The 26397-nt window shown below is 45.1% G+C and carries 22 protein-coding genes; 1 reads left to right on the top strand and 21 read right to left on the bottom strand.

What is annotated here, in order from left to right; genetic code table 11:
* Positions 1 to 57 precede the first annotated feature (57 nt).
* From BW716_RS04750 to BW716_RS04730, 5 genes are all read right to left on the bottom strand, one after another.
* Positions 58 to 1665: a SusD/RagB family nutrient-binding outer membrane lipoprotein gene (locus tag BW716_RS04750; RefSeq protein ID WP_083721375.1), complete on the bottom strand. Its 1608-nt coding sequence runs from the start codon at positions 1663 to 1665 to the stop codon at positions 58 to 60.
* Between the two features lie 12 nt (positions 1666 to 1677).
* A complete protein-coding gene (locus BW716_RS04745; protein WP_083721374.1) occupies positions 1678 to 3552 on the bottom strand; it encodes a TonB-dependent receptor in 1875 nt (624 codons plus the stop codon).
* Complete coding sequence (locus BW716_RS04740) at positions 3549 to 4916, bottom strand: carboxypeptidase-like regulatory domain-containing protein (RefSeq protein ID WP_083721373.1); 1368 nt, start codon at positions 4914 to 4916, stop codon at positions 3549 to 3551. Before BW716_RS04740 ends, BW716_RS04745 begins: the two co-directional genes overlap by 4 nt.
* 229 nt (positions 4917 to 5145) lie before the next feature.
* Positions 5146 to 7476, bottom strand: coding sequence for a M1 family metallopeptidase (locus BW716_RS04735; protein WP_083721372.1), 2331 nt, complete (start codon positions 7474 to 7476; stop codon positions 5146 to 5148).
* Positions 7477 to 7508: 32 nt separating this feature from the next.
* Positions 7509 to 8102, bottom strand: a complete 594-nt coding sequence (locus BW716_RS04730) for a HupE/UreJ family protein (RefSeq protein ID WP_235643476.1) — start codon at positions 8100 to 8102, stop codon at positions 7509 to 7511.
* A gap of 60 nt (positions 8103 to 8162) precedes the next feature.
* On the opposite strand from BW716_RS04730, the gene BW716_RS04725 reads away from it, so the two are divergent.
* Positions 8163 to 8648: a DUF6702 family protein gene (locus tag BW716_RS04725; RefSeq protein ID WP_083721370.1), complete on the top strand. Its 486-nt coding sequence runs from the start codon at positions 8163 to 8165 to the stop codon at positions 8646 to 8648.
* On the opposite strand, the gene BW716_RS04720 is transcribed toward BW716_RS04725, so the two are convergent.
* The 16 genes from BW716_RS04720 to BW716_RS04645 are packed head-to-tail and all read right to left on the bottom strand — an operon-like array spanning position 8645 to position 26392.
* A complete protein-coding gene (locus BW716_RS04720) occupies positions 8645 to 9937 on the bottom strand; it encodes a phenylacetate--CoA ligase family protein (RefSeq protein ID WP_083721369.1) in 1293 nt (430 codons plus the stop codon). The genes BW716_RS04725 and BW716_RS04720 overlap by 4 nt on opposite strands.
* 12 nt (positions 9938 to 9949) lie before the next feature.
* Positions 9950 to 10327 carry a holo-ACP synthase gene (acpS, locus tag BW716_RS04715; protein WP_083721368.1) on the bottom strand — a complete coding sequence of 126 codons (378 nt, stop codon included), beginning with the start codon at positions 10325 to 10327 and terminating at the stop codon, positions 9950 to 9952.
* Entirely contained in the window at positions 10324 to 12006 is a 1683-nt protein-coding gene (locus tag BW716_RS04710) for a C45 family peptidase (RefSeq protein WP_083721367.1), read from the bottom strand. The genes acpS and BW716_RS04710 overlap by 4 nt, the downstream gene beginning before the upstream one ends.
* Before the next feature lie 10 nt (positions 12007 to 12016).
* On the bottom strand, positions 12017 to 13525 hold the full coding sequence (locus BW716_RS04705) for an NAD(P)/FAD-dependent oxidoreductase (protein ID WP_083721366.1): 1509 nt from the start codon (positions 13523 to 13525) through the stop codon (positions 12017 to 12019).
* A complete protein-coding gene (locus BW716_RS04700; protein ID WP_083721365.1) occupies positions 13512 to 17366 on the bottom strand; it encodes a trifunctional MMPL family transporter/lysophospholipid acyltransferase/class I SAM-dependent methyltransferase in 3855 nt (1284 codons plus the stop codon). The genes BW716_RS04705 and BW716_RS04700 overlap by 14 nt, the downstream gene beginning before the upstream one ends.
* Positions 17367 to 17381: 15 nt before the next feature.
* Positions 17382 to 18587, bottom strand: a complete 1206-nt coding sequence (locus tag BW716_RS04695) for a DUF2062 domain-containing protein (RefSeq protein WP_083721364.1) — start codon at positions 18585 to 18587, stop codon at positions 17382 to 17384.
* Entirely contained in the window at positions 18584 to 18955 is a 372-nt protein-coding gene (locus tag BW716_RS04690) for a hypothetical protein (RefSeq protein ID WP_083721363.1), read from the bottom strand. Before BW716_RS04690 ends, BW716_RS04695 begins: the two co-directional genes overlap by 4 nt.
* Positions 18955 to 19575 carry a hypothetical protein gene (locus tag BW716_RS04685; RefSeq protein ID WP_083721362.1) on the bottom strand — a complete coding sequence of 207 codons (621 nt, stop codon included), beginning with the start codon at positions 19573 to 19575 and terminating at the stop codon, positions 18955 to 18957. The genes BW716_RS04690 and BW716_RS04685 overlap by 1 nt, the downstream gene beginning before the upstream one ends.
* On the bottom strand, positions 19553 to 20191 hold the full coding sequence (locus BW716_RS04680) for an outer membrane lipoprotein carrier protein LolA (protein WP_083721361.1): 639 nt from the start codon (positions 20189 to 20191) through the stop codon (positions 19553 to 19555). Before BW716_RS04680 ends, BW716_RS04685 begins: the two co-directional genes overlap by 23 nt.
* Positions 20184 to 20945: a polysaccharide deacetylase family protein gene (locus BW716_RS04675; protein WP_083721360.1), complete on the bottom strand. Its 762-nt coding sequence runs from the start codon at positions 20943 to 20945 to the stop codon at positions 20184 to 20186. Before BW716_RS04675 ends, BW716_RS04680 begins: the two co-directional genes overlap by 8 nt.
* Positions 20939 to 21958, bottom strand: coding sequence for a beta-ketoacyl synthase chain length factor (locus BW716_RS04670; protein WP_083721359.1), 1020 nt, complete (start codon positions 21956 to 21958; stop codon positions 20939 to 20941). Before BW716_RS04670 ends, BW716_RS04675 begins: the two co-directional genes overlap by 7 nt.
* A 5-nt stretch (positions 21959 to 21963) precedes the next feature.
* Entirely contained in the window at positions 21964 to 23172 is a 1209-nt protein-coding gene (locus BW716_RS04665) for a beta-ketoacyl-[acyl-carrier-protein] synthase family protein (RefSeq protein WP_083721358.1), read from the bottom strand.
* A 3-nt stretch (positions 23173 to 23175) separates the two neighbouring features.
* Positions 23176 to 23439, bottom strand: coding sequence for a phosphopantetheine-binding protein (locus tag BW716_RS04660; protein WP_083721357.1), 264 nt, complete (start codon positions 23437 to 23439; stop codon positions 23176 to 23178).
* A gap of 51 nt (positions 23440 to 23490) precedes the next feature.
* Complete coding sequence (locus BW716_RS04655; protein ID WP_220388712.1) at positions 23491 to 24051, bottom strand: hypothetical protein; 561 nt, start codon at positions 24049 to 24051, stop codon at positions 23491 to 23493.
* 20 nt (positions 24052 to 24071) lie between these two features.
* Positions 24072 to 25328: an NAD(P)/FAD-dependent oxidoreductase gene (locus tag BW716_RS04650; protein ID WP_083721356.1), complete on the bottom strand. Its 1257-nt coding sequence runs from the start codon at positions 25326 to 25328 to the stop codon at positions 24072 to 24074.
* A complete protein-coding gene (locus BW716_RS04645; protein WP_083721355.1) occupies positions 25325 to 26392 on the bottom strand; it encodes a methyltransferase in 1068 nt (355 codons plus the stop codon). The genes BW716_RS04650 and BW716_RS04645 overlap by 4 nt, the downstream gene beginning before the upstream one ends.
* Positions 26393 to 26397 lie beyond the last annotated feature (5 nt).

Raw genomic sequence — 26397 nt, 5'->3', positions numbered from 1 at the left:
CCGCTATAAAAAGCAGCAATAACAAGCCGGACCTGTTCAGGTCCGGCTTTTATTTATTTACTTGAGTAACCACATTGATCCATTGATATCATCACTGCTAAATCCCTGATTGCTCAACGCTGCTTTCCAGTTCGCTGCATTCAGGTTCTGTTCCGAACTTGGATACCCCCATCTCTTTGGAATCACCCCATTATTCCCGATACCAGTTCCTTCATCAAAAACAGGTACTCCTGTTCTGCGATAGTTAAAATAAGCCTCCCAGCCGGAGTTCTGGAACATGGCAATGTACTTCTGTGTCAGGATCTGTGTCAATCCTGCATCAGCACCTGCATACTTCACGGAAGACTGGGCTAAATATGTACTTAAATTGAACGTAAAGGCATAAGAGGTATAATCACCCAGTGAACTACCAAACTTCAGGAAATAAGCTGTATAACTGGTCTGTGAAGCGGTAATACCATAGAACTTCATAGACTCTGTAATACCTGTATTATACCAGGTCTCCGCATCACCACTGATCCAGCCTCTGTTGATCGCCTCTGCAATGTTGAAACACATTTCTTTGTAACCTACCAATACATCCGGCTCACCAGTGTAAGTATCATAATAATGCTTACGATTGATCAGGGAAAGGTTACCAGCGATGGCATCAGAATACATGTTCGCAATGGATTCACCTGTGCTCGCACCTACAAATGAACGATAGTCTACCGCGCTGTAACCTTTTGTAGCAATGATATTCCATGCCGGCTCACAGGTGATGAACACACGTGCATCGTTCAGATCAGTGAGGTTATGCACATATGTATTCGCCATGTTGTAACGCTGTGCATCAGATCCAAAGTTGTTTGGACTCTGTGGATAAACATTATAGGTTTCTACATAAGTGAATTTGAAATCATCATCTACACTGGTGAAGATCGGATAAGTTGAAGGATTATTGATAATAGTGGCAAACTGAGATATCACATTCAGTTCATCGTCAGACGTCTTATTACTCAGACTGATCAGCACACGGAGCTTGAAGGTATTTGCCAGCTTGCGCCATTTGGTCAGATCACCTGCATAATAGATATCCTGTGTAGAACCGTCGATAGTATTATCACCAGCATTAATCAGTGTAGTCAGGTGGTTATTTACAGTATCCAATGTATTCAGCACAAAGGTAAATACATCTTTCTGTGAAGCATAAGCCGGGGTAAGATTATCCGTACCCTGCACTGCACCATCCAAAGGAATATCACCCATCATGGAGGTCATATTGTAATAGTAGTATGCACGTACAAATTTACCAATCGACTCATAAGGATTGATTGAATCTGCACCACGGGTAGCAGCTTCTTTCTCCATCTGTACTACGTTTTTCAATACGATGTAGCTGTCAAAGCTACCACTTGACCAGCCATACTGGTTATCACCATAATATTCATAGTTACGGCAATAGTACTGGTTCCAGCGATGTACGGCGCCCCATGATCCATAGTCTTCCAGTGCACCATCATCCTGCGTACCCGACATATCAGTCAATACAGCGCCCAGCAGTAACTCTGCCGTCACACTACCCGGCTCGTTCGGATTGGCCTGTAGTTCTTCAATCTTTTTATTACAAGCTGCCATCATCAGACAACTCAATGCGATGATTAATATATATTGATATCTTCTCATTGTGTTTGGGTATTAAAAGGTAATATTCAGGTTCACACCATAACTGCGAGTCGTAGGCGTCTGCAGACCGGAACCACTATCCTGTGTGTACTGGTCAACGTCCATATCCTTGTAACGACTCGGGAAGAAGTACAACAGGTTACGACCTACCAAAGACACGGATGCATTCTGGAACACAGTCCGCTTACCAAAAAGGTCGGCAGGCAGGCGGTAAGTAAGCGTTACTTCTCTCAGCTTGGCATAGGTCTTCTTGATATTGTTCAGGTCATGAATAGAAGCCATCCTGGTTACATACTGCTGTACAGATGTCTTTGTCGCATTTTTAGATACAGTCAATTCATCTTCATTAGTGATCTTACCTGTGATCGGATCCAACGAAATGGTTCCACCCGTTAGGTTTACACCTTCACCCACATAAGAGAAACCAGTAGATCCAAGTGCGTCGTCAGGGCGTGCTTCACCAAATTTACCCTGTGTACTTTCGATATGACGGCCACCCTGCAGGGATTTCTGACGTACGTAGTCGTGTACCACACCACCTACCATACCATCGAATCTGAAGCGGAAAGAGAAGTTCTTGTAGCTGAAAGTATTGGTAATCCCCCACTGCCAGTCAGGATCTGAGTGACCAAACACTTTCTTGGCGTTTACACCCAGGTCAGTATAACGCAGCAGCAAACCAGATGACTGGTCGATGACTAACTGGCCACCAGAAGTTCGAACGAATGCATTGTCATACACCAGGTCAGTACGGGTACCGCTATGTACCCAGTTGTCACCACTTGGGTTATCAATCCATTTGCGTACGAATTTGAACCAGTTTACATTCACATCCCAGTTCAGACCAGTCTTGTTGCGGATAGGAGAACCACCCAATGTTACTTCCCAACCGTCATTCTGTGTCTTACCCTGGTTCTTGATTAACTGTGAATAACCTGTTGATTCAGAAACATCCGCTGTATAAATCAGGTCGTCTCTGTAACGGTAACGGGTTACATCCAGGCTCAGCCTGTTTTCGAGGAAACGTACATCCAGACCTGCTTCGTAAGCTTTTCTTTCAGCAGTTCTGATATTGTTACCCACCAGTGTATTGGTATAGGAAGCGCTGTTTTGATTGCTATAGTAAGGCTGCAGGGTGTAAGTCTGTGAGAAATCGTATCCCGGACCATCGTATGGAGAATAGTAAGTATATCCATAACCACCACCTGCCAGGTTAGATACATTTGGCGCAAAATAGGTATCAGTACCACCCGACTTACTGCTGGCAAATGAACCACGTACTTTCAGGAAAGAAATACCTTTTGGTAACTTCACATAATCAGAGATCACAGTAGCCAGGTTGAACGAAGGATAGAAATAAGTATTGTTTTCAGCCGGTAGTGTGGAAGACTTATCGAAACGGCCGGTAATGTTGGCAGTCACATAAGATTTGTAACCCAGATCCAGTGAATAATAACCACTCAGCACCAACATTTCAGCATTATAAGAAGCTGCCTGTACAGAGTTAAGTGAGTTAGAAAATGAATATACACCAGGTACATTCAAATAGTTGGTAGTAGTATACTCTGAATTGAAACGGAAAGTTCTGGCATTACCACCAAACATGCCCTGTACATCGAGGAAACCAAGGATAGCGTTTCTATGGTACTTAGCCTGAAACTCTACGTTCGATTCGAAAAGAGAACGGTTATCCACACGGTAGTCACCTTTATGCTCAGGTCTGTCGTATACTGTAGCAGAATAAGGCAGTTTCTCTGTATTGGTAAAGTTGTAAGTAGTTATGCTAGGACGTAAAGTCAGATCAATGTTGTTATTAACATTATAGTTCAACGCTGCATAACCATTTACGTTATTTACGTAGTGACCTCTCAGCCACTCGTAACTCATGAACCATGGTATTCAGCGTATTTCTGCTGTACACCTACTTTACCTGGCTGCCAGTAATCACGCATATCGTCTACGCTCCAATCCGCACCACCCCACAGGATCATATTGTAGATGATACTGTTAGGACCATAGTTTACATCCGGAATGTTCGGCGTAGACTGGCGGCTGTAGTTGATATAGGTCTGGATGGAGAAACGCTTTGTAAATTTATACCCAATGCTGGCAGAAGCATTGAAGTTGTTCAGTTGTGTATTGGGTACGATGCCTTTCTGGTAACTGTTACCCATAGAGAAACGCAGGTCAGCTTTGTCGGTAGAAGAGCTGAGTGCCACGCTGGTGCTGTTCAGGATACCAGTTTGCAAAAAGCGTTTCAGGTTATCCTTACCACGCGCCGTCCAGGCAGTTGGTTTGATATGACCCTGAAAAGATGTACCATCTTCGAAGTTGGTAGTATAAGTAGTGTTTGCATCATATTCACCATCATACTGTGGCAGCATACGGCCATCCAGCTTAGGGCCCCATATGTCGTAGTCATAGTCGTTTACACCCCCACCCTGGCCATCGCCAAATGCATATTTACCATATTCACCTGCACCATATTCATCCTGGTATTTAGGGAGCGCAATGAAACCACCATTCCACTGTGTACTGTTGTTTACATCAATGGTATAGCCACGTTTATTTTTAGTACCTTTTTTAGTGTTGATTATGATCACACCATTTTTACCTCTGAAGCCGTATAATGCCGCAGCACTAGGGCCTTTCAGCACAGTGAAACTTTCGATATCATCCGGGTTAATGTTGTAAGTATCAGAGCTTAATGGTACCCCATCTACCACATACATTGGGCTACCATCGCCACGCATAATTACGCCGGGTGAGTGACCAATTTCAGGTGTGATATTGATAGAGAGACCCGCCACATTTCCTTTCAGTGAATTGAGTACACTGGGTTCGCGTGCCTGTGTCAGATCATTGGCTTTTACATCCTGGATAGCGTATCCAAGGCGTTTTACCTCTTTCTTTACCCCGGTAGCAGTTACCACTACTTCATTGAGGTCTTTGGTACTGGCATCAACCGTGATCGTGATGTCCTCACCATTTATAATAAATTCAGATGGTGTGATACCGAGACCAGAGATAGCTAAAATATCTCCTTTTTGAGCCCTGATCGCAAAACTGCCATCTACATTGGTTACTGTTCCATTTTTTGTGCCTTTTACAATGACCGTCGCACTAGGGATGGGCGTCTGGTCTGATTTAGCCAGTACATGGCCGTTTATTAGTTTTTGCGCAAGGGAGGAAAAAGGTAACAATAGCATTACCATTAACATCCATGCGAATGCATTACATCTTTTTGGCATAACTGTTTTTTAGTTGATGTGAATTACTATAAAGCGATTTAATTGATTTAGACTCTTTTTGATAACTATCTACTCCAATCCCTGTGATGATGGGTACAAAGATCTAAAAGGAGTTTTAACAATTTGTTTAGTATACCTTAACTAATTGTTAAGTATTTATAAATAGGGATAAACAAAAAAAGCGCTTTTGCCGGTGGCAAAAGCGCTTTTTTATTATACGTTACAACTACTATTTACGAGCCTGTTGCATTGGATTACCACCTGTGGAGGTGCCTCTTACCGCCTGTTCACTGCGGAACAACTCAAACCTGGTTGGTGTCAGTGCCCTTGGCCAGCTGTTATTGGCTTCGTCTATATCACCTGTCTCTCTTTGTGGATCCAGTTTAATTGATACGACTTCCTTATCTTTTGCAAATACCTTGGTCACATGGTTTTCATCATGACGCCAGATGTAAGCTGAAATACGCTCTGTTTCCTTCGTACCATCTACATATGTCCACTCTATAATTAGTGGCATTACCAGCCCACCTACATTCGTGAATGATACCTGGTAGAAGTTCTTTTTGCTGTCATACAATCTCTTTTCTTCAGGGCTCAGGCCTGCATAGTAATTACCATATGTCTTTTTATCTTCTTCACTTACATCAAAACGATTCCATTTATAATAGAAATCCTGTAATGCAGTATCCTGTTCTGCTACGAATTTCATGCCCTCTGCTTTGTTGCGTGCGCGGGAAATATGGTCTGCATTGCGATCATATTTTGCTTTCGCTTCTGCTTTTTCTACCTGTGGTTCTTTCGTATCCAAACGGAACATCTTCACACTATCGATAGAGATATCCACCGGATCAATACCATAGAACCATCCTCTCCAGAACCAATCCAGGTCTACTGCAGATGCATCTTCCATCGTACGGAAAAAGTCGGCAGGTGTAGGATGCCTGAATGCCCAGCGACGTGCATATTCACGGAAAGCAAAGTCAAACAGTTCACGCCCCATCACGGTTTCACGCAGTATGTTCAGTGCTGTACTTGGTTTAGCATAGGCGTTCGGACCAAACTGCTCAATGTTTTCAGAGTTGGTCATAATCGGTTCCAGCTGATCCTTCGGCATGCGCATATAATCTGCAATCTTGTAGGCAGGTCCACGGTTGGAAGGGAAGTTGTTATCCCACTCCTGCTCTGCCAGGAACTGGCAGAAAGTATTTAGACCTTCATCCATCCATGTCCATTGTCTTTCGTCAGAGTTTATGATCATAGGGAAGAAGTTGTGGCCTACTTCGTGGGTGATCACACCGATCATACCATTCTTCACTGCTTCTGAATAGGTACCGTCTTTTTCAGTACGGCCATAGTTAAAGCAGATCATTGGGTATTCCATACCATTGGCAGCTTCTACTGAAATCGCTACTGGGTAAGGGTATGGAATCGTATGTTTAGAATATACTCTCAGGGTATTTGCCACTACCTTCGTTGAATAGCGTTTCCACAGCGGGTAAGCTTCAGGACCATAGTAAGACATGGCCATTACTTTCTTGCCTTCTACATTTGTCGCCATGGCATCCCATACCAGGCGGCGGGAAGATACCAGTGCAAAGTCACGCACATTTTCTGCGTTATACACCCATGTTTTACGGGCGATGGCATGGCTGCCCATGTTACTCTTCATTTCATCAGGCGTCACGATTTCCAGCGGTTCTTTTGCACTCTGTGCCTGTTGCCAGCGCTGGTACTGTGCACCTGTCAGCACTTCTTTGTAGTTCTGACATTCGCCAGTAGCACCTACGATGTGGTCAGCAGGTACATTCATGCTTACATGGAAATTGCCAAAAGTAAGTGCGAACTCACCCCGACCGGTGAACTGATGGTTCTGCCAACCCTGGAAGTCAGAATATACAGCCAGGCGGGGATACCATTGCGTGATCGTGTAGAGGTAGTTTTTATCTTCAGGGAAGTACTCGTATCCACCACGACCACCTTCGATCATACGATCGGAGATGTTGTACCACCATTCCACCTTGAACCGGAACTTCTGGCCGGGTTGCAGGGTTTGTGGCAGGTCCATACGCAGCATGGTCTGGTTAATGGTATACGGAATCTCTTTCCCGCTTTCGTCGGTGATCTTTACGATGTTGGTACCGAAACCAGGGCGTGGGCCAAGGATCTGGTTTACATCCCTCATCGTCATTCTGCTCTTAATGGCGCTACCGTCAAAGCTATTGTTATCGCTTTTCGGATTGTGCTCATTTTCATCCAGTTGCAACCAGATGTACGTCAGCGGATCGGGAGAGTTGTTGTAATAAGTTACGGTCTCCTTCCCTGTCAGCTTTTGCTTGTCATCGTCCAGGGTAGCGGAGATGTCGTAATCGGCTCTTTGTTGCCAATACTTAGGACCTGGGGCACCGGATGCAGAACGGTATTCGTTAGGCGTCTGGAGAATGGTTCCTAATTGCTCAAACTTATTACCATGGTTAGAGCCGGTAGGTGGTAAGGATTGTGCGCTGGCGCCGGCAGTGATACAACAGGCCGCCAGAGCCAATTTGATTGCTTTTTTTCTCATAAAAAAACCTGGTGACAGTTGGTTGTCCCTGTCTATTTTGTTATAAATTCTTTACATCTTTCAATGGTTATCAGAACGGCTACGCCAAAGATGGCAGCAGAGAGGTAAATATTCCAGTCCCTGCGTTTTACCCCTGTAACATTTACAATAATACCGGCCAGTAATAATACGCCTGCTACGACCATCATCTGCCCTACTTCCAGCCCCAGATTGAAAGCCAGCAAGGGTGTAAGGATGTTTTCCTGTGTGCCGATCAGACTCTTCAGGTAGGCAGAGAAGGCCATACCATGAACAAGGCCGAAAAACAATGCGAACAGATAGTTCAGTTGGACTCTTTGTGGCGACAGCTCTTTTTTAAACATATTGAAAAGAGCGGTAATCCAGATAGTGATTGGTATGAGCAGTTCTATCAGACTGCTTTGGATATATACGACGTTTGCGACACTTAAAGCCAGTGTGATGGCGTGACCAATTGTAAAAGCTGTGACAAGAACAAGCACTTTTCTCCAGTCCTGCAGCATATAAATAGCTGACAACGCCATGATAAACAGGATGTGATCGTAGCCATCCCAGGCAATGATATGCTGCCACCCCATTTGAAAATACATCCCGAATTCGGTGCTCACAATTTCCTATTTTTGGTAATTATACAAGGATACTGCTAATATTTAAAATTTTTTAGGCAAGTGGGTTTAATATTATATAAATGGTTATTGGGGTCTTTTTTCGCATTTCACCCATTCTATGTGAGTGTCACTGAGATCGAGCATGTAAAGACTAAAAACGAGGTCCAGGTCAGCTGCCGGATCTTTGCCGACGACCTGGAAAATGTACTGAAAAAGGAATCAAAACTCCCGCTGGACATCATCCACCCAACCAATAAGGCACAAATGGATAGCCTCATCGCCGGCTATATCAATAAACATTTATATATCAATGTGGATGGAAAAGCCGTAAAGCTTACCTATCTCGGCTATAAAATTGAAGAAGAAGCGGCCTGGTGCTTTTTGGTGGCACAGAACATCACTCCTTTCAAACAGGTGAAAGTCAAAGACGATATCCTTTATAGCGAGCATCCCAACCAGATCAACATGATCCATGTGATCCGGGATGGCGTGAGAAAAAGCAATAAACTGGATAATCCGAAAGCCGCGGTATCTGTGAGCTTTTAACCGCGGTTATCCACAAATTTCACGGGTTTGCGTAGCCCTTCAGGCATCAGCATCTTCATGATCTCCGTTTGCCCTACATACCTGATCTGAGGTATTACCCTCAGTTTGGCTTGTAGGTAAGAACGGATCTTTCTGTCTATATCTTCTGATTCCTGTATTGGCCACAGATGCAGTAAGATCTCGTCTGTGCCTATTTCGTTGGAGAATACTTCTACTACAAACTCTCTCACTTCTTCCATATCATTCAGCAGGTCAAACAGCGCAGGTGGATACAACGTGGTACCCTTGTACTTGATCATCTGTTTACGACGGCCTATCACAGGTGATAAACGCTTCGTCTGGCGACCACAGGAACATGGTTCTTCAAAGTAACGGCAGATGTCTCCTGTCTTGTAGCGCAGCAATGGCATCCCTTCTACACCGAGTGTCGTAATCGTCACTTCGCCATCCTGGCCAGGGCCTACAGGTTGATTATTATCATCCAGCAGTTCTACATACAGCAACTCAGGATGGTGGTGCCCGCCATGACCTGCATTACACTCTGTAAATGCCGTCTGCATTTCTGTACTGGCATAGGTAGAATAAAGCTTGATATCCCATTGCTCTGTAATCCTCTTGCCCAATACATTGTAAGTGAAATCCGCATTACGGATATTCTCTCCTATACACACCGCCTTTTTTACTGAAGACGAGTTAATATCGATATTATGTTCTTTTGCAAATGCAATCAGCTTCACGATAAATGAAGGTACTGCTACTATTGTGGTTGGCTGTATCCGCTGTATATTCTCCCATTGCAGAGAAGGTACACCCGGCCCCACACGTAGCACACCGGCCCCTAACTTGCGGATACCATTATAATATGCCATCCCCGCCATAAACTGTCTGTCCAGCGTAAGCATCAGCTGAAAGATATCATTCTCCGTACCATCAGCACAGCAAAAAGAAATGTATTCATTATACGCCAGCCGATCCTGATCTTTCTGTGTCAAAGCAATGATCACTGGTCTGCCCAGCGTACCGGAGGTAGTGGTATATTCTGCAATCTTGCTTTTATCTACGCACAGAAAATCCCAGTTCTGTTCCTGCAGGTGCTCCTTCGTGACAGGTGGAATACGCCAGAGGTCATCCAGCGATTTTACGTCGGAAGGCTGTATGCCATGTTCGGCAAACCAACTCCGGTAAAAAGGTGAAAACTCCCGCAGGTAACCCAGCAGGTGAAGGACTTCTTTTTCCTGAAATGCCCTGATGGAAGTAGCGGGCTGCAATTCAATATTGGGTATGTACATGGTATCAGGTTTTCAGACTTCAATGATCACAGTCGCCACCGCAGTGGTGTTAATGTGTGACAATGAAACCAAAATCTGTTTGATCTGTAGCTGTTCGTAGTAGGAGCGGGCATTACCTATCAGCTCTAGCAATGGCTTGCCGGTAGCATCATTGGTAATCTCTATTTCATTGAAATGTACCCCGCCATGCATGTAACCGGTACCCAGTGCTTTCAACAGGGCTTCCTTGGCTGCAAACCGGGCGGCATAGTGCTCTTCGCTATGTACCTGCTGCTCGCAATAGGCGATCTCGTGAGGGGTGAACACAAGTTCCTTAAAACCAATTCCCTTGGCTATTTTGGCGCCTATGCGTGCCACGTCAACGATATCTGTTCCTATGCCGTAGATCATGATTTTTTATTACACAATTCTATTTGTTTCCGGATATGGATCTCTTCTGATTTGTTCGCGATCACCTTAGTGAGCGCTCTTTCATAAAATACTTTTGCTCTTTGAAGGTCACCATGCCTGAATGCATAATCACCAGCCACTACATAAGCATGGTAAAATTCAGGATCCAGCGCTGGTATCATGCCAGGATCCAGGTCCACTCCTGCTTGTGCAGCAACTTTTAAAGAACGATATACTTTAAAATTAGTAAAGGCTTTTGTTTGCATGAATGGATCAGGTGCTATCATGCGGCTACTATCGTACACCTCATGATCCGTTTGTAAACCATGCATGCTAAAAATGGAATCCAGGTTGTAGCATACATACTCTCCCAGCTGCCATGGCGCTGTAGATACCCATACCAGCTTCTTCTTTGGTTCAAATACTACGGAGTGATGTGCAATGAACTGGTTGATTGCTTTCTCATTACCTACACCAATATCTTTACCATGCAGACCAAAACGGTCGCGCAGAATATCGACAGTGTTTTGAACTGTATTCGGACCTTTCTCTTTTAGCAGTTCGGTCAGGCGCTCAAAGCGGTAACCGGAAGCTGTTTCATCTCTCTGCCTGATATTTTCAGGCGTCGCTTTAAAGTTCTCACCCTGAAAGTGATTGGTGCAGGTGATGAAGTTCTTTTTAGGATCATACAACTCCATGCTGTCCGGTGTCTTTTCAATGATGGCGGCACGGTTGTCAAATGCTGAACCAATCAGGAAAGACTCAGATACGAACATGGTATGCTTCTTTGCGATCGCATATGCTTCGTCGATGTTCTTTGCATACTGCAGGATCTCTCTCGCGACCAGCGATACAGGCGTTGCTGAACCGGTAGGGATCTTACTCTTATCTGCATTGATGGTCACTGTCAAACCTGCCTGGTTCATACCTGATGCACAACCGGTGAAACCAGCCCAGGTCACAATCATAAAGTTGAACCCTTTGTCAGGATGATAGAAGGCTATCACTTTGTCTTCTGCAAACTTATCGCCTACATAAAAGTCGAAGTTACGGCCTATGATCAGGCTACTATCAGCAGAAGCGTCATTCCAGGTAGCGAAGCTGGTACAACCCACCAGTGCCATATTCTGCAATGCGTGACCAATGTCGTGTGCAGCGTGGTAGTTGAGCAAGCGCTCATAGTTAGTGCCAATGAAATCGTATTTGTCAGAAGCAGAGAAAGAGATCCCGTATATTTCTTCCTTATTCTCTTCTTCAATATTATTAGCCAGGTTACGGTTGAAGAATCCTACGAAGTAGCGCAGGAACTTCAGATACGACTGGGAAGGGATCATCTTCTTGATCTGATCCGTGAAGTTGTCTTCCTGTCTTTTTACCAGTTCTGCAGAGAGCTTGCCATAGATCACTCCTCTGTCAAAAGGCTTTCCTTCTATATACATTTCATACAGACCACTGTTGCTCTTACGGAACCAGTTGTTGCCAATGGTATACGCCGTTGAATCCAGTGGTTTACGCTCCAGTTTCAGTGCACGCTTGTCAGCAATATCCGGTGGATGGATATGACCTACGCTCACTACATAAATGATCAGCGCTATCAGCAGCAATAAAAAGCTACCAAAAATAAATAACAGCGCTCTCCCCAATTTGCGCCATCCGCTCCGTTTTTTCCCCTTATTCATATATAATTTCTTAACTCTTATTTATCTCTTCCACGATGGTTTCAATATCTACTAACCCCGCACAGGTCAGCACCGCACTCATCGTTACACCCAAAATACCATGTAAGTTCAGATTTTGGCCTGTAAGATACAAATTAGGTATTCTGGTTGCTGCAGGAATCATAGACTTTAACGGTTCTCTAGCATCTTTGACTACGCCGTACATACTACCTTCCGGAATGTTCAGGTAGTCGCGGTACGTGAGTGGTGTGGCCACATACATGGAATGGATGCAGCTACGCAGGTGTGGATATTGCTCCGAGACCATATCCAGCAGCTTTTCAGCTTTCTCCGTTTTAAATTCCTGGTAACTGGCATCCCGTTCGTGTGGCTTATCATCAGTATTAAAGGTATCATGCCATTGCGCCACATCTTCGTAACGCATATAGGTCATAATAGACAGGTTATCAGCATATTCCTCGTGACCGTTACTCGCCGATACGAACATGGCGTAAGTCAGCGGCCAGTTGTCCGCTGTATAATTAATGCCATCCCATGCATTGGAAGTGGCGTGATGATATATGTTGTGATTCAGGTATGGGAAAGTATTGGGCTTCAGTACCACATTGATCATAAAGGTACCGGGCGTATTTTCCAGTGAGTTAATGCGGGACTTGTAAGCATTACGCAATCCGTCACCTTTTAACATACCGATGGTACGGGCAGGGTGCAGACCGGAAATGAAATACTTTCCTTCTATTTCCTTACCGTCTTCCAGTACGATATGGCTCACCTTCCCATCTTTCTCTACGATTTCCTTTACTTCCGTATTGCGAATGATGTCACCACCCTGTGCACGGATCGTCTTGTTCAGGCTACGGGCAATGATGGAACCACCGTCTATACATTTCCAGGCACTTTCTATATAGCTGTGTTGTACCAGGGCGTGTACATACAACGGTGTTTTTTCAGGAAAACCGGCATAGAGCATGTTATTCCCGGCAAGTACATGTTGCAGGCGTTCATCATCCGTGATACTTCGCAGAAATGCGCAGACCTCTTCGCCCATTACACTTTCCTTTTCAGCGGCACTACCCATTCTCAGGTTAAAGAGTGGGAATTTGCCACATACTTCTTCCAGTTTGTTTACATAGGCATGCAAGGCATCCTTTTCTTTTGGAAAAGATGTTAACAGTTGCTGAATAAAGTTATCACGTCCCTGGGCTATTTTGTACACCTGCGGCTCGTTGCCGAAATGGATATGATCGAAACCATCCATCTCCATACGAAGCAGCTTCATGTTGTTCAGTACACCCAGGTACCTGAACACTTTGTGAAGGGTTTGTCCATCTTCCAGGCCACCCAGATAGTGTACACCGGAATCAATAATTGCCTTGTCGCGCGAATAAGTTTGCAGACATCCACCTATCTGCCTGTTCTTTTCATATAAACAAACGCGATAACCATACTTGCCGAGGATGACTCCGCAAACTAAACTGCCCAGGCCACTTCCGATAATTATGACATCATATTGCTGCATCTTCAGGGGGTAACTTTTTGATAATAAAAATAACATTCGAGGTATAACGCGTGTTATCAATTTTCTCCATCACGGCGCCATTAGCTGCTACAATGTTGGCGATTGCGGATGAGGAGAAGAAAGACAAGGGTTTATCTTTTGTCTTGTTGAACCCAAGCAGTTTGGTAGAAAAGAATTCAGTGAGACGGGTACCTTCATGCCTTTCGGTGAGGTCACTATCTCCATCCCTTACTATGATCACGCCACCCGGTTCCAGTTGATTGATGCACGCTGACAGTACTTTTGCCTGCTCGTCCGCTTGCAGGTAGTGCAATACATCTGTAATTACAAATGCATCGTACCTGTCAAATGTATAATTGGTTACGTCTACGCATTCAAATGACAGCTGCTCTCCTTTCAGGTAGCCATGCTGTGCAGTGATGATCTTATCTTCATCATAATCAATACCCTTAATCACTCTGTCAGGCGACATCCAGTGGAGCATATAACTCAGGAATCCATATCCACAGCCTACATCCAGTATACGCCCTTTCTTTGGCAACAGCTCATCGAACAGTTCATAGTTACCTTCCAGTTTGGTTTTGATACGCATGTACCATTCCAATACCGGGCCTTTGTAGATATAGTTATAGATCATCTGCTCACGATAGTAGGCAGGCGTTTCTATGGACTGACGCAGCACTTCGTACTCTGCTTTGAAATAACGGCTCACCTCCTTGGTACGTGCAGCATAGCTATCGCCGGGTGCAATACGGGGCAGGTATTTCACCGTGATATGACCATCCTTGAGCAGGAAGTCATTCTTACTCATGGTGTAACCCGTGCCATGAATAATGATTGGTAAAATATCAAGTCCTAACTGTTCTGCAATATAGAAAGCACCTTTGTGGAAGCGTTTCATTTTACCGTCAGGAGAGCGGGTACCTTCAGGATATACTACTATAGAGTAGCCATTGTCTACCTGTTCTTTCAGTTTCTCAATACTACCTTCTGCACCATCTGCCACCGGGTAGTAATCAGCCATTCTCACCACTGCACCAAATACAGGTGAGTTCCATACCCACTTACTGGTGAGCAGCACCACATTCGGATGCAGCATAGTAGACACCAGGATATCGAGGAATGACGTATGATTACTGATGATGACAGCTGGCTTATCCAGCTTTTCACCCAAAGGATTGATGATCTTCTTTTTTACATTGCCCATGATGTATATCACAGACCATGTGTATTTTGATAATACGCGATGATATAATTGCTTACCAACTTTTCTATTGAATGGATTGACACGGAGCAGGAACCATCCTATCACCGTCATAAGCAGACAACCGAATACAAAATAAGTGAAAGAAAATACTGACTTCAGCCAGCCATGCAGTGTCCACGGCGCCCTGCCTTTATTGACCCTGTTGGTAATGAGCCAGTTGAACAGGAACGGAATCAATACCTGTGATACCAACACTACAGAGGTGATACCAATGATAGAGATCAATGCCAGCGACTTCAGGGAAGGGTGTTTTGCAAAGATCATCACCCCCAGACCTATGATAGTAGTGATCGCTGACAGGAAAATGGAAGAACGGAATGAAGACAGATTCTCTTCTTTCCCTGTCTTGTATCGTTGCAATAACCCATCCATGGTAAAGATGCTGTAATCGTCACCCAGACCAAAGATGAATGTACTGAGAATAATATTCACAATATTGAAACGGATACCAAACAGCCCCATGATACCCAATATCCACACCCAGCTGATGGCCATGGGGATAAAGGTGATGATGGTGAGTTCTATACGACCGTATGAGAGTAACAATGCAAAGAATACCAGCAATGAAGTCATCCAGGCAATGCTGCTGAATTCATTTTGTAATACGACCACTAAACGGTTCGTTACATATTGCTTGTCGAGAATGGTGGTATTGGGATCGTGTTCCAACTTTTCGTAGACTGTCTTTTTCTGTGCAGGATCTACTTTCAGCAGCGTTACGAGCGATATTTCGCCATGCTTTTCTGTGATAAAATCGCCTAATGACCCTGTACGCAGATTCTGTAAGGTCGCATCCGGTATATGTTCGAAGTGCTGGGTGAGCCAGTGTGCAAATGGTTCGAAGGCAGCGGGTTTAAAACCTACAGCAGGACCATGCTGTTGCAGATACGCAATGACCTGTTGTTTCTTCTCAGGTGTCCAGTATGCGTTCCATCTTTGGATACGACGTTGTTGTTCCTGATTCGAAAGTAACAATACATTCACACCAGTATACTTTTTCACAACACCCTGTTGTTGTAACTGATCCACCTTTGGCAGCAATGCTTCGCTGCGTTGCAAGGCGGTTTCCAGGTCGGGACCTTCGGTGATCAGGTATACGGATTGCGCAGTGTAAGCATTGACCTTATTGAGGGTAGCTTCTGCTTCTTTCAGCTCAGGACGCATAAAGTTCATACGCATCATATCGCTTTCAAAAGCTACATTCTTCATAGTAAAGAAGAAGATCACCGTCAACACAAGAATAGCACCTACCAGCCATTTATTTTTCTCCGGTTTATAAGTAGAGATCTTATCTAACCAGGTGTCATGATGAGCTACTTCTTCTCTCTTCCCTAATACAATCAGATGCGGTAAGAAAATAAGGGAGAATAATGCAGCCCCTATCAGACTGAATGCAGCAAAGATGCCCACATCCTGCAAAATAGGAGATGCTATGAACTGTAAACAAAAGAAACCACCGATCGTTGTAAAGCTACCGATCGTCATCGGTGTCGCAAGGTCATTGATCACCTCACGGATATCGGGGAAATGTCGGTAATGGTTAAATACATGCAGGGAGTAGTTGATCGCAATCCCCAATACCACCGCACCTACACCCAATGCAATACCAGAGATGCTACCCTGTACCAGCCAGATGCAGGCCAGTGAAAATAAGCCACCGAATACTACCGGCAGCATCAGTAATACCGCTGCTCTCTTCTTACGGAAATACAGTGGAATCAGTATCACAAATACAACAATGGTAATGCTCAGTGTAAGCACCAGGTCCTTTTTCAACTGTATCGCATTACCTGCTGATACAGCCGTTCCTCCAAAATAAGAAGCGGTCGTAAATGAATGATATCCCTGCAATGAATCGATCTGCGCCTGTAGTTCATCTAAGAAAACAGTGTTCTTTCCCGTTGCACTGGGAGGATACCTGGGAGTGATAAACATTAAGATGTGCTGATGGTCTTTCGTCATGATGTAACCATCATACAGCTCAAAATGGTCGTCGTATTGTAAGTGTTGTAATTTCTTGATACCCAGCCAGGACATGCCGGTAGGATCCACGCCGATCACTTTTTTCACCACCAGTCCTGCCGGTGAGATCAGGGTGTTATAATTGCTTTGCAATGATTGCTGTAATCGCTCAGGTGTGATGAGTGAATCGATACGTGCATAATCCTGTTCTTCCAGGAATACAGGCAGATGATCCTGCATTACCTGCATCATATCCAGCACGGTACTATCCTGTACCTGTGCCTGGATCTGGTTCATCCAGGGAGCCAGGTGTATTTTTGCACTATCGGCAAGTTCACCGGCAAATGCAGTAAGACTATCAGGTTGTGCAGCAGCAGTACTGTCTTTTTGTGAAATAGTGATGACCAGCTTATCAGCAAAGTGTGAATCATTGAACACCTGCTGTAGCTTATCGAGGGTTTTATCCTGGGGCAGAATACGGGTAATATCCTCTTCCAGCCGGATCTGCCATGCCCCTACGCCTACCAGTACAAAACTGAATAGCATACAGGCCCAGCACCATGCTTTGTGACGATCAAAGAAATTGTATATGCCTACGAATAATTTGCCCATACTGATAATGCTTAACTAAATTGGCTGGTCTTGTTTTACAGGATCGTTCCTGAATATAGAAAGTAATGCATACACTATCAATCCTGCCAGCAAGCCGGCCACGATCGAAAGCGTAATACTACCATAGAGATATTGTTCAAAGTTCAGCTTCACCGTTTCAAAGCTCAGTTGCTTGCTAAAGTTGATGGTCATACTGCCATTTTTCATCCAGAACTTACCTGTTGCAAAGCTGACAAAGATGATAAAAGGGATCATGGGCGGTACGCTGATATTACATGCTATCAGTACCAAAGCCTTGTTGAGTTTTAATCTCGCTGCCAGCAGGTAAGCGCTCAGTAGCTGAAAACCCCAGATGGGTACGATACCCAGGAACACCCCCAACGCGATGGCTGCTGCCTTCTTCGCATTGGATTCATTCCTGTTCAGAATATGATCATTCCAGATACTCTTCCAGCTCTCCTTTTTGAAGAGGTAGCGGATAAAGTCACGTGGCTTGATATACAGAAAAGTGATCAGCACCAATACCGTGTTCAATACACTGATACGGGAAAAATCACGCAGCGGGCGGAAGTGAGAAACCCGCTCTTCTGCTGGCGGATAATATACCTTTACAGGCGCTGAATCGATGCCTATACCCTTCCAGGCACTGCGCACCATTACTTCTATTTCAAATTCATATTTTGTACACCAGAAGTGCATGCCCTTCATGGCATATATTGGATACAGGCGATAACCGGATTGTGTGTCCGGCATTTTCAACCCTGTTTCCACATAGAACCAGAAGTTGGAAAACTTGTTGGCAAATGTATTTTTGCCGGGCATGTTTTCCTGTTGCAAATTACGTGCACCAATCACGATGGACTTAGGATGCGTGCTCACCATGTCCAACATCACCGGCAGGTCTGAAGCAAAGTGCTGCCCATCAGCATCCATAGTGATCACATAATCATACCCCTGCTGCATGGCGTACTTAAAGCCTCTGCGCAGGGCAATACCTTTTCCTTTGTTAGGCGTGTACTCCACCCGTTGAAGGTGCGGAAACTCATCCAGGATAGCAGTAGTACTATCCGTGCTGCCATCGTTCACAACAATCACGTGGTGAGTATAGGATAATACATCCTGTAGCACAGCTTTGAGTGTGCCGGCATTGTTGTAGGTAGGAATCAATACGGCTACTTTGCGTGCCGAAAACTGATCGTTGTATATTGGCTGTTCCGTCATGAAGCGGTTACGAATGATCCCTGAAATTTCATAAATGTGAGCACATCAAACTTCAGCGAGGCTGTCACTTTGATTTCTCCTTCCTGTTCCTTGTGCTGAATAGTCACGTCCACCTGCGGGTTTGCATTTGGATCGATCATGTTCAGGAACTTCATCTGGCTGGCTTTTTTCAGCACCACCTTCTGCTGTAACTTGCCTTCCAGTAGTTCCTGGATGGTTTGAATCATCGTTACACCAGGTACCACAGGGCGCCCGGGGAAATGGCCTTCAAATACAGGATGCTGCGCATTCAGCACGATACGATAAGTGGCGCTGTCTGCTGCCTCCTGTAATGTCTGTTCCAGTGTATATAATTTTCCTGCTAACATTATTTCTGTACGCGTTGTAGTGAAATATTAAATTTGAATCCCTGATGTCTGATCAGGATTGTATCCGGCACACCATTTTTATAATCCGTGAGCCAGGCTTTTACTACCGGTTTGCGGGAAGATGATTTTTCAACCCTTTCCAGCTTTGTACAGGTAGTGTCGGTGATATAATAGTTGTTCCCTTTTGCTGTAGGCACGACTACATAGCGAAACTTATCATCCTTCTTAACTGTTGCCTGCCGTAAATCAGGATGTAATAATACCAGCTCAAAATCCCCTCTCAACGTCTTCACGACCGCCTTCTTATCCATCTTTTCCATCATGTAATGCTTGATGAACTGTCCGTCTTTTGTAAACTCAAAGTCGAAGAATTTAAAGCCCATCTCATTTGCAAACACCACCCGCTGACTGCTATCCGGCATTTGCTTGAAAAACAGTAAACCACTCAGGTGATGTTTCATCACATCTACCTGTGTGCTGTACAATGTATTGTCAAACTGTGGTCTGAACTGCGTAATGCAGGCAGGATCGCCCGTTGTCTGTCGCAGGTCTTTGTATACATTGGTACAGCTGGTCAGTATGCATAGTAGCAACAGACTATTTAGCAGCAAAAGTCGCATCCGGTATATTTACATTCAGTTGTTTGTGCAGAAAGCTGATGGTGGTATTGTCTCCACCGGCTTCGTACATCTCAATCTTATTCACAGTCAGATCTTTCTTGTCTACCAGCAGTACGATCGTCTTGAAGTACTGTGCCAGCTGTTTGTTCACTGGTGTCATTTCCAGCAGGTAACCAGCGGTGCTTTCAAGGATGGTGGTTTTAAAATCTGCATTGTCCACTACATTCCCCTGTACACAATCCACAGTGATCTTGTTGATCTGCTCGAACAGTTTGTTGCCCTTTGTAGATACATGACTTTCTTTCTGACCATCTTTAGTTTTGATGTCTTTGCCATTCATCACCAGCAGGTAGTACGATGGAGTGGTATACTCCATTCTTACCTTATTTTCTTTCTTGAACCAGAACTTACCTTTGGAAGTGATCTTGTCTGCCAACATGCTCAGGTTCTTTTCCTGCACGAAATCACATTGTATAGACTGCGTCTGACGGGAGGCTGTGGCAAACTGCTGCTTGAAACCAGCTATGTCTGCTACCGGTTTATATCCCTGATGCTGTTGGGCATTTGCCTGCACCACACCACACATCATTATCAATGCTATTATCCATCTACGCATATGCGGGTATATTTAGTAATTGATCAATTCTTTTAATAGTATATCCCTGTTCACGGATGTGCGCGATCAATGCCGGCAGTATTTCTACTGTGAGGGGGATTGAATCATGCATGAGAATGACAGCACCAGGTTTCAAACCAGACAAAATCCTGTTCATCAGTTCATCTGCCTGTTTGGCCACTGTATCCAGCGAACGGATATTCCAGCCAATGGCCGTGTATTTTCCTCTCTGTACAGCCCTGCGTACATTCGGATTTGTCACACCATAGGGTGGGCGGAAGAGGCGGGGCCTTTTGCCTGTCACCTGTTCAATAGCGGAATCTACCTGTTGTAATTCTGCCAGCATTTTCTTTGCAGGAAACAGGTCAAACCAGAAGTGATGGGAGAAGCTGTGATTCCCGATCACATGTCCTTCTGCATCTATTCTATTCAGCAAAGCTTCCTGTCCTGCTATCCTGTTGCCAATGCAAAAGAAAGCAGCAGGTGCCTGTGCTTTGTGTAAAATATCGAGTATCTGTGGGGTAAATTCAGTGAGTGGACCATCGTCAAATGTCAGGGCCACTACTTTCTCTGAGGTCTCTGCAGCACATACTGCTTTCAGAAAAAAGCCCGACTGAATCTGCATGGCGCCCCATACGAGTGCGCCTGAATAAGGAATAAACAGCAATACAAATGCCCACCATGGCAATGACAGCCATAGAAACAGTGCAATAAGTGCAATCAGGACGATATTTGTATTCCGGTGTGTCAGCATATTGATAAGAGGATCATCGAATGATGCGTAGCATCATGATGATTGTACAACAATACCTTCTTTATCGATGATGGCGCATTTCCCTTGAATAATACAGCAGGTGAAACTTCCTGGCTGGCAATGATTCTGCTGGCCATCCAGGTACCGAATGCATTGGCAGTAGGATACTCTCCGCACAGATGTTTAAAATGCGCCACAGGCAACTCACTAAATAACTTATTCTCCACATGCTCATACCACGCATCCCCTGCCGGGTCACCGTTACGACCTGTAATAACCAGGTCTACATCTTCCTGACTACAATTATGTGCGGCAAGAAAACCAACGATATCAGCAGCCACTTCTTCAAAAGAATCCGGTTTATACAACACAGACACTCCTTTCAGTTTCGCAATGGCATTCGGCCCCTGCTTTGTGCTGAGCACAAAGCAGGCGGCGCCTTCTCCGGCATGCGCATGTTTAAATAAATTGAAACGGGAAAGGATATTAAAGCTGTGATTCGTCAGCTCATCCATCGCCCCTGCCAGTATGTTGGATATCTTTCCTTCGCGCAGCTGCATGATACTATCTATGAGTGCATGTTCGAAAGAAAAGCCCTTGTGTACAAAAGTATTATTATAAGCATGGCATTCCAGTAGAAGAGCTATCTGTCCAGCCACTGTATTGTGGGTAGACTGTATGAATGCCGTTGGTGTCAGCATTTCTTCGTTCTGGTTAACCATTTTGGTGAGGAACACACCTGTATCATCCAGGCAACCATATGCAGTGCCTGTGATGATGCCTTCCGGTTTGGAAATCCCAGCTTCCTGAAGACTCAATTGTGCTGCAGCTACGCCCATTTTAATGACACGGCTCATCCTGCGGATCATCTTGATGTCGATCCATTGCTTGTAATCAGGTTCTGCCGCTTTGAGACGGATATTGTCGTACAAAGGCGCGGCCGATGGCAAACGCCCTTCTATCGCTGTTTCCAGCGGCGAGACACAACCCGTTCCATTTATGTAAATGTTCATAGTTCCTAACTATTTTCCTTCGAGAAGACAAGGCTGGAACAGTTTCCGCCGAATCCAAAAGAGTTTGACATGACATTGTTGATCACATTGCCTTCTGAAAATTTTGTCACCGGCGAAAAGTTCAGTTCCTTCATCTGATGGCTGAATTGTGCATTGGGGTAAAGATAACCCTCTTTCACTGCCAGTGCAGCAAATACAGCTTCTATACCACCACTGGCACCCAATGTGTGACCGGTGAACGATTTGGTGCTGCTGGCCGGAGGCACGGCATTCCCAAATAAACGCTGAATGGCAGTACCTTCTGACAGATCATTGTTGAGTGTACCTGTACCATGCAGGTTGATATAACTCATGTCCTCAGTAGTGATGCCTGCCATTTCCATCGCTTGCTGCATAGCCAGGTAGTTACCAATACCATCAGGCGAAGAAGCCGTTTGGTGGTAAGCATCATTGGCATTGGCATAACCCGTCAGTTTACACCATGGCTGGATGTCCATCTTTTGTGCAATGGCATCGCTGACCATTACGATGTAGCCGGCGCCTTCTCCAAGGTTCAGACCAGTGCGGGTATCGTCAAATGGACGACAGGCTTTCTGATCGAGGATCATGAGGGTGTTAAATCCATTGAGGGTGAAGCGGGTCAGGGCATCCGTACCTCCTGCAATCACAACGTCGACCAGGTTGTTTTTGAGCAATCTGGCGCCATACATAATCGCATTTGCAGAGGAAGAACAAGCTGTACTGATAGTAGATACATGATGGCGGATGCCCAGCATATCGGCTACCAGTTCAGTGATGCTGCCACATTCGTGGTTGACTACATCGCGCAATCTGCCGGATTGATTATCCTGCAGGTATTCGGCGAAGAAGTCTTCCGTTTTGTCCATACCCCCTACGGTATTGGCTGAGACGAGACCTACCCGGTATTCGCGGATATTGCCCAGCCTTGCGCTCTCCCATGCTTCCTTTACAGCAACGGCACTGAGCAGTGCTGTTCTACTGATGTGGGCAGGGAGACCTGACTTTGCTGCCAGCGTAGCGTTGTCAGCCTTTACTTCTACTACCGGAAAGCTGTCGCGATGTGTAGAGGTCAGGTATTGCATAGTGGTCATGCCCGGCTTCATTTGCCGGAAAGCCGCAATACACTCCGGTACGTTGTTACCAATACCGCAAATGACGCCACCACCTAATACCCAAACATCGTTTCCGCCCATGGTCTATTGATTTTGTTGCTGATGTGCTGTGATGAAATTGGCAATAGAGCGTACGGAATGAAAGATTTCAGGTCCCTGCTCAGGGTTGGCAATACGAATACGATAATGCTGCTGTAGCAGAACGATCAGTTCCAGTGCATCGATGGAATCCAGTCCCAGTCCGTCTTTGAACAGGGGGGTATCGTCGCCGATATCCTCCGGTTTTACTTCCTGCAGGTTCAGTTGCTCTATGATCTGGGCTTTGAGTGTAGCCATCAAATTTTCCATGATATTTTTATTTTAAACGGCGTGCCCCACTGTGTGGGCCACGGAAAGAAATTATTTTTCTATCTGATGAAGGATCACTTCGTACTCACTTCCCATCACCTCTACCCATCCGCACAATACGGCACTTACCGCTCCTTCTGTCAGTAACTGTTTTGTATAATCCATGAGCAGCACCTCATCATAAAGATCCGAAGTAAAGAACGCATTCTCTCCTTTGAATCCATGACGGATGCTGATCTCCCCCATTACTATATTGGCCAGCGTGTATACAAACAACGCCGGACTGGGAAATTCCTTTATTGAATCAAAATAGCGCAGGTCTGTATCCAGACTGGCGCTACGATTGGCTAATATCAATCCGACCTGCTCAGGTGCATACCTGGTAAACGGTCGGTGCTGTAACAGGACTTCTGCCGCCAGCCATCCCAGCTTGCTGAGATGATCCATCTTATGAAATTTGGGATACTGCCCTGAAATATGATCATACGCCGCCCGCAAAAAGTCAGGCAATGGCTGATTTTCAGGTGTCTCCCAGATCACCTCATTATTCCTGTAGATCCGGTTGTTCCGGATCACCACACTTCCTGTTATATTTAGCCCGGTGCTATCCAAATCTTCGCTATTAAATGATACTATGCAAGGTTTTTACCTTCTTCCTCAATCTTTTCCATCAGTTCGATGGTACGTGCCAGACGTTGCAATCCTTTTTCATGGTTCTTTACATATGGATTGGTTTCATCCCATACATAACCTGCCAGTACTGAACATATCTGGTTTTTCATATCCTGCTGAATATTCTTTGCAAAGAAGATCTTGTCCAGGGTACCTTCATACCATGCCATCACATAAGAGCGGAAGGTGTTCACCCCCTGCATAGTGGGTTGCATGTATTCCTTTTCCCAATCTACAGCTTCGCCTTTCAGCTTACGAATCACCAGTTTAGATGCCGTCTGTGCAGATACACAAGCCAAAGTTACGCCAGATGAGAAGATCGGATCAAGGAATTCGGTCACATTACCTGTTAATACAAATCCTTCTCCATAGAACTTATCTGTGGTGGCTGACCATGATTCCAGTACACGTGGTTCAAACACCAGGTCTACGTCTTTGAAGCGCTCTCTGGTATATGGTTCTGCTGCCAGCATAGCCCGGAACTGCTCTTCTGGTGTACCTGAAAACTCATTATGGAAAGATGGATCACTTACAAAACCTACCGAAGTATTGCCGGAACTGAATGGAATAATCCAGATCCAGGTTCCTGGACGGTGCACCACCGCTGTAATACGGTTAGGCTCGTCATATTGCAACCTGTTTACATCCACTGTGTGGGCAAACAGTGCCTTACGAGGTTGTAAGTTAGAGTTCTTTTCGAGATTGAAGAGGCGTGGAATCACACGACCATAGCCACTTCCATCTACTATAAAACGGGCTTCGATCTCATACTGTTTACCTTCTGCTTCTTCTACAGTAGTAACAGAACCGGAGCCATTAAATTCGATATTGGTCACAGTGGTATTGTAGCATACCGGCACACCCATTGCTTCTACAGCATCTGCCAGTGCTTTATCAAAATCGGCCCTGGTTACCTGCCAGGTCCAATCCCACCCCTCTGTAAATTGCTCTTTAAAAGTAAAATCACAGATCTTGTCGCCCTTTACGAACTTGGCGCCAAACTTCTGCTGAAATCCCTGAGCAGTAACTGCATCAATGAATTTGGCTTCATGCAGGGCTTCCATACAACGGGGCAACAAACTCTCCCCGATCACAAAGCGGGGGAATTGTAATTTCTCGACGATTTTCACAGAATAACCTGCCTGCTTAATGATAGAAGCAGCTACAGTTCCTGAAGGACCGGCACCAATGACCAGGACGTCTACTTTTTGTCTCATTTTTGACACTTTAAGAGGGTATAATTTAAGCCCATTTGGTTGTTTTCCTCTACGATACGCAGACCTGCATCAGCAATGCATTTGAAGAAATCGTCAGTGTGGTACATCTGACTGTTTCCATTGGCCATAGCGGTAAAGTAAAGGCTGGTCTGCTGCAGACTGAATGCCGCTGACTTAAAACGCTGCCTGTTCCAGAATGGTTCCAGGATATAGATAGTACCGTTTTCGGTCAGCGCTTCACGGCAACGTTTCAGGATAGATACAATTTGCTCTTCGGAGAAGCAGTCGAGGAACTGACTCATCCAGATCGCATCGAATCCCTGTGGAAAAGGCAGGCTTTCATCCAGGATATTCGCTTCGTGGAAAGATACACGATCTGCTACACCCTCATCTTTCATCTTTTGCGCAGCAATTTCAATTTCACCAGGCAGGTCAAACATGGTCACACGAACATCGGCGTCATGTTTTGTACATGCCAGTGTCCATTTGCCGGTATTACCGCCAATGTCAAGCAGGGTGCGTGGTTTATTGGCAAATACGATCTGTAATGCCTGTGGAAAGGCCAGATCGGAATAATAATGGTCAAAGTCGAACCAGCTCTTGCCAATTTCAGGTGGCAGGAGTGGTAAACCCGGGTAAATGGTATCCCATGGACCCAGTTCTTTCAGACCTGCAGGGCGGCCTTCTTCCAGACTTTCCTTCAGGTGGTTCATACCCAGGTAACAGATATCCTGGGAGAAATCCATATTGATGCGGGTCAGTCTGTCGTGTTGAATAAAGTAACCTGTCTTGGTCAGGGCATACTTCTTCTCTTCACTTACAATCAGCAATTCCATACCGAGCCCCGCCTCCAGCAATACACGTACAGCATAACGAGACAGTTTTACTTTCTCTAATACTTCTTCAATCGTCAATCCCTCAGGACCACTGTTGCTGATCACTTCCAAAATGCCAAAGTCACGCAGTGCGCGGGTGGCCTGAAATGCGATCGGCGCAAATGCCAGTCTCAGGGCTGCTTCCTGTGCCTGTAGGGCTGTCTTTGTTTCTTTACTAAAAAGCTCCATGCTGT

It is taken from the genome of [Flexibacter] sp. ATCC 35208 (assembly GCF_001975825.1).
In the GTDB taxonomy this organism is placed as follows: domain Bacteria; phylum Bacteroidota; class Bacteroidia; order Chitinophagales; family Chitinophagaceae; genus Chitinophaga.
The sequence above is the reverse complement of the archived record's forward strand: the minus strand, read 5'-3'. Positions and strand labels throughout refer to the sequence as shown.

Excerpts from the sequence above, each read along its gene's own strand:
- BW716_RS04750 (WP_083721375.1), bottom strand. The coding sequence starts at position 1,665 with ATGAGAAGATATCAATATATATTAATCATCGCATTGAGTTGTCTGATG.
- BW716_RS04745 (WP_083721374.1), bottom strand. The coding sequence starts at position 3,552 with ATGAGTTACGAGTGGCTGAGAGGTCACTACGTAAATAACGTAAATGGT.
- BW716_RS04740 (WP_083721373.1), bottom strand. The coding sequence starts at position 4,916 with ATGCCAAAAAGATGTAATGCATTCGCATGGATGTTAATGGTAATGCTA.
- BW716_RS04735 (WP_083721372.1), bottom strand. The coding sequence starts at position 7,476 with ATGAGAAAAAAAGCAATCAAATTGGCTCTGGCGGCCTGTTGTATCACT.
- BW716_RS04720 (WP_083721369.1), bottom strand. The coding sequence starts at position 9,937 with ATGTACATACCCAATATTGAATTGCAGCCCGCTACTTCCATCAGGGCA.
- acpS (WP_083721368.1), bottom strand. The coding sequence starts at position 10,327 with ATGATCTACGGCATAGGAACAGATATCGTTGACGTGGCACGCATAGGC.
- BW716_RS04710 (WP_083721367.1), bottom strand. The coding sequence starts at position 12,006 with ATGAATAAGGGGAAAAAACGGAGCGGATGGCGCAAATTGGGGAGAGCG.
- BW716_RS04705 (WP_083721366.1), bottom strand. The coding sequence starts at position 13,525 with ATGCAGCAATATGATGTCATAATTATCGGAAGTGGCCTGGGCAGTTTA.
- BW716_RS04700 (WP_083721365.1), bottom strand. The coding sequence starts at position 17,366 with ATGGGCAAATTATTCGTAGGCATATACAATTTCTTTGATCGTCACAAA.
- BW716_RS04695 (WP_083721364.1), bottom strand. The coding sequence starts at position 18,587 with ATGACGGAACAGCCAATATACAACGATCAGTTTTCGGCACGCAAAGTA.
- BW716_RS04690 (WP_083721363.1), bottom strand. The coding sequence starts at position 18,955 with ATGTTAGCAGGAAAATTATATACACTGGAACAGACATTACAGGAGGCA.
- BW716_RS04685 (WP_083721362.1), bottom strand. The coding sequence starts at position 19,575 with ATGCGACTTTTGCTGCTAAATAGTCTGTTGCTACTATGCATACTGACC.
- BW716_RS04680 (WP_083721361.1), bottom strand. The coding sequence starts at position 20,191 with ATGCGTAGATGGATAATAGCATTGATAATGATGTGTGGTGTGGTGCAG.
- BW716_RS04675 (WP_083721360.1), bottom strand. The coding sequence starts at position 20,945 with ATGCTGACACACCGGAATACAAATATCGTCCTGATTGCACTTATTGCA.
- BW716_RS04670 (WP_083721359.1), bottom strand. The coding sequence starts at position 21,958 with ATGAACATTTACATAAATGGAACGGGTTGTGTCTCGCCGCTGGAAACA.
- BW716_RS04665 (WP_083721358.1), bottom strand. The coding sequence starts at position 23,172 with ATGGGCGGAAACGATGTTTGGGTATTAGGTGGTGGCGTCATTTGCGGT.
- BW716_RS04660 (WP_083721357.1), bottom strand. The coding sequence starts at position 23,439 with ATGGAAAATTTGATGGCTACACTCAAAGCCCAGATCATAGAGCAACTG.
- BW716_RS04650 (WP_083721356.1), bottom strand. The coding sequence starts at position 25,328 with ATGAGACAAAAAGTAGACGTCCTGGTCATTGGTGCCGGTCCTTCAGGA.
- BW716_RS04645 (WP_083721355.1), bottom strand. The coding sequence starts at position 26,392 with ATGGAGCTTTTTAGTAAAGAAACAAAGACAGCCCTACAGGCACAGGAA.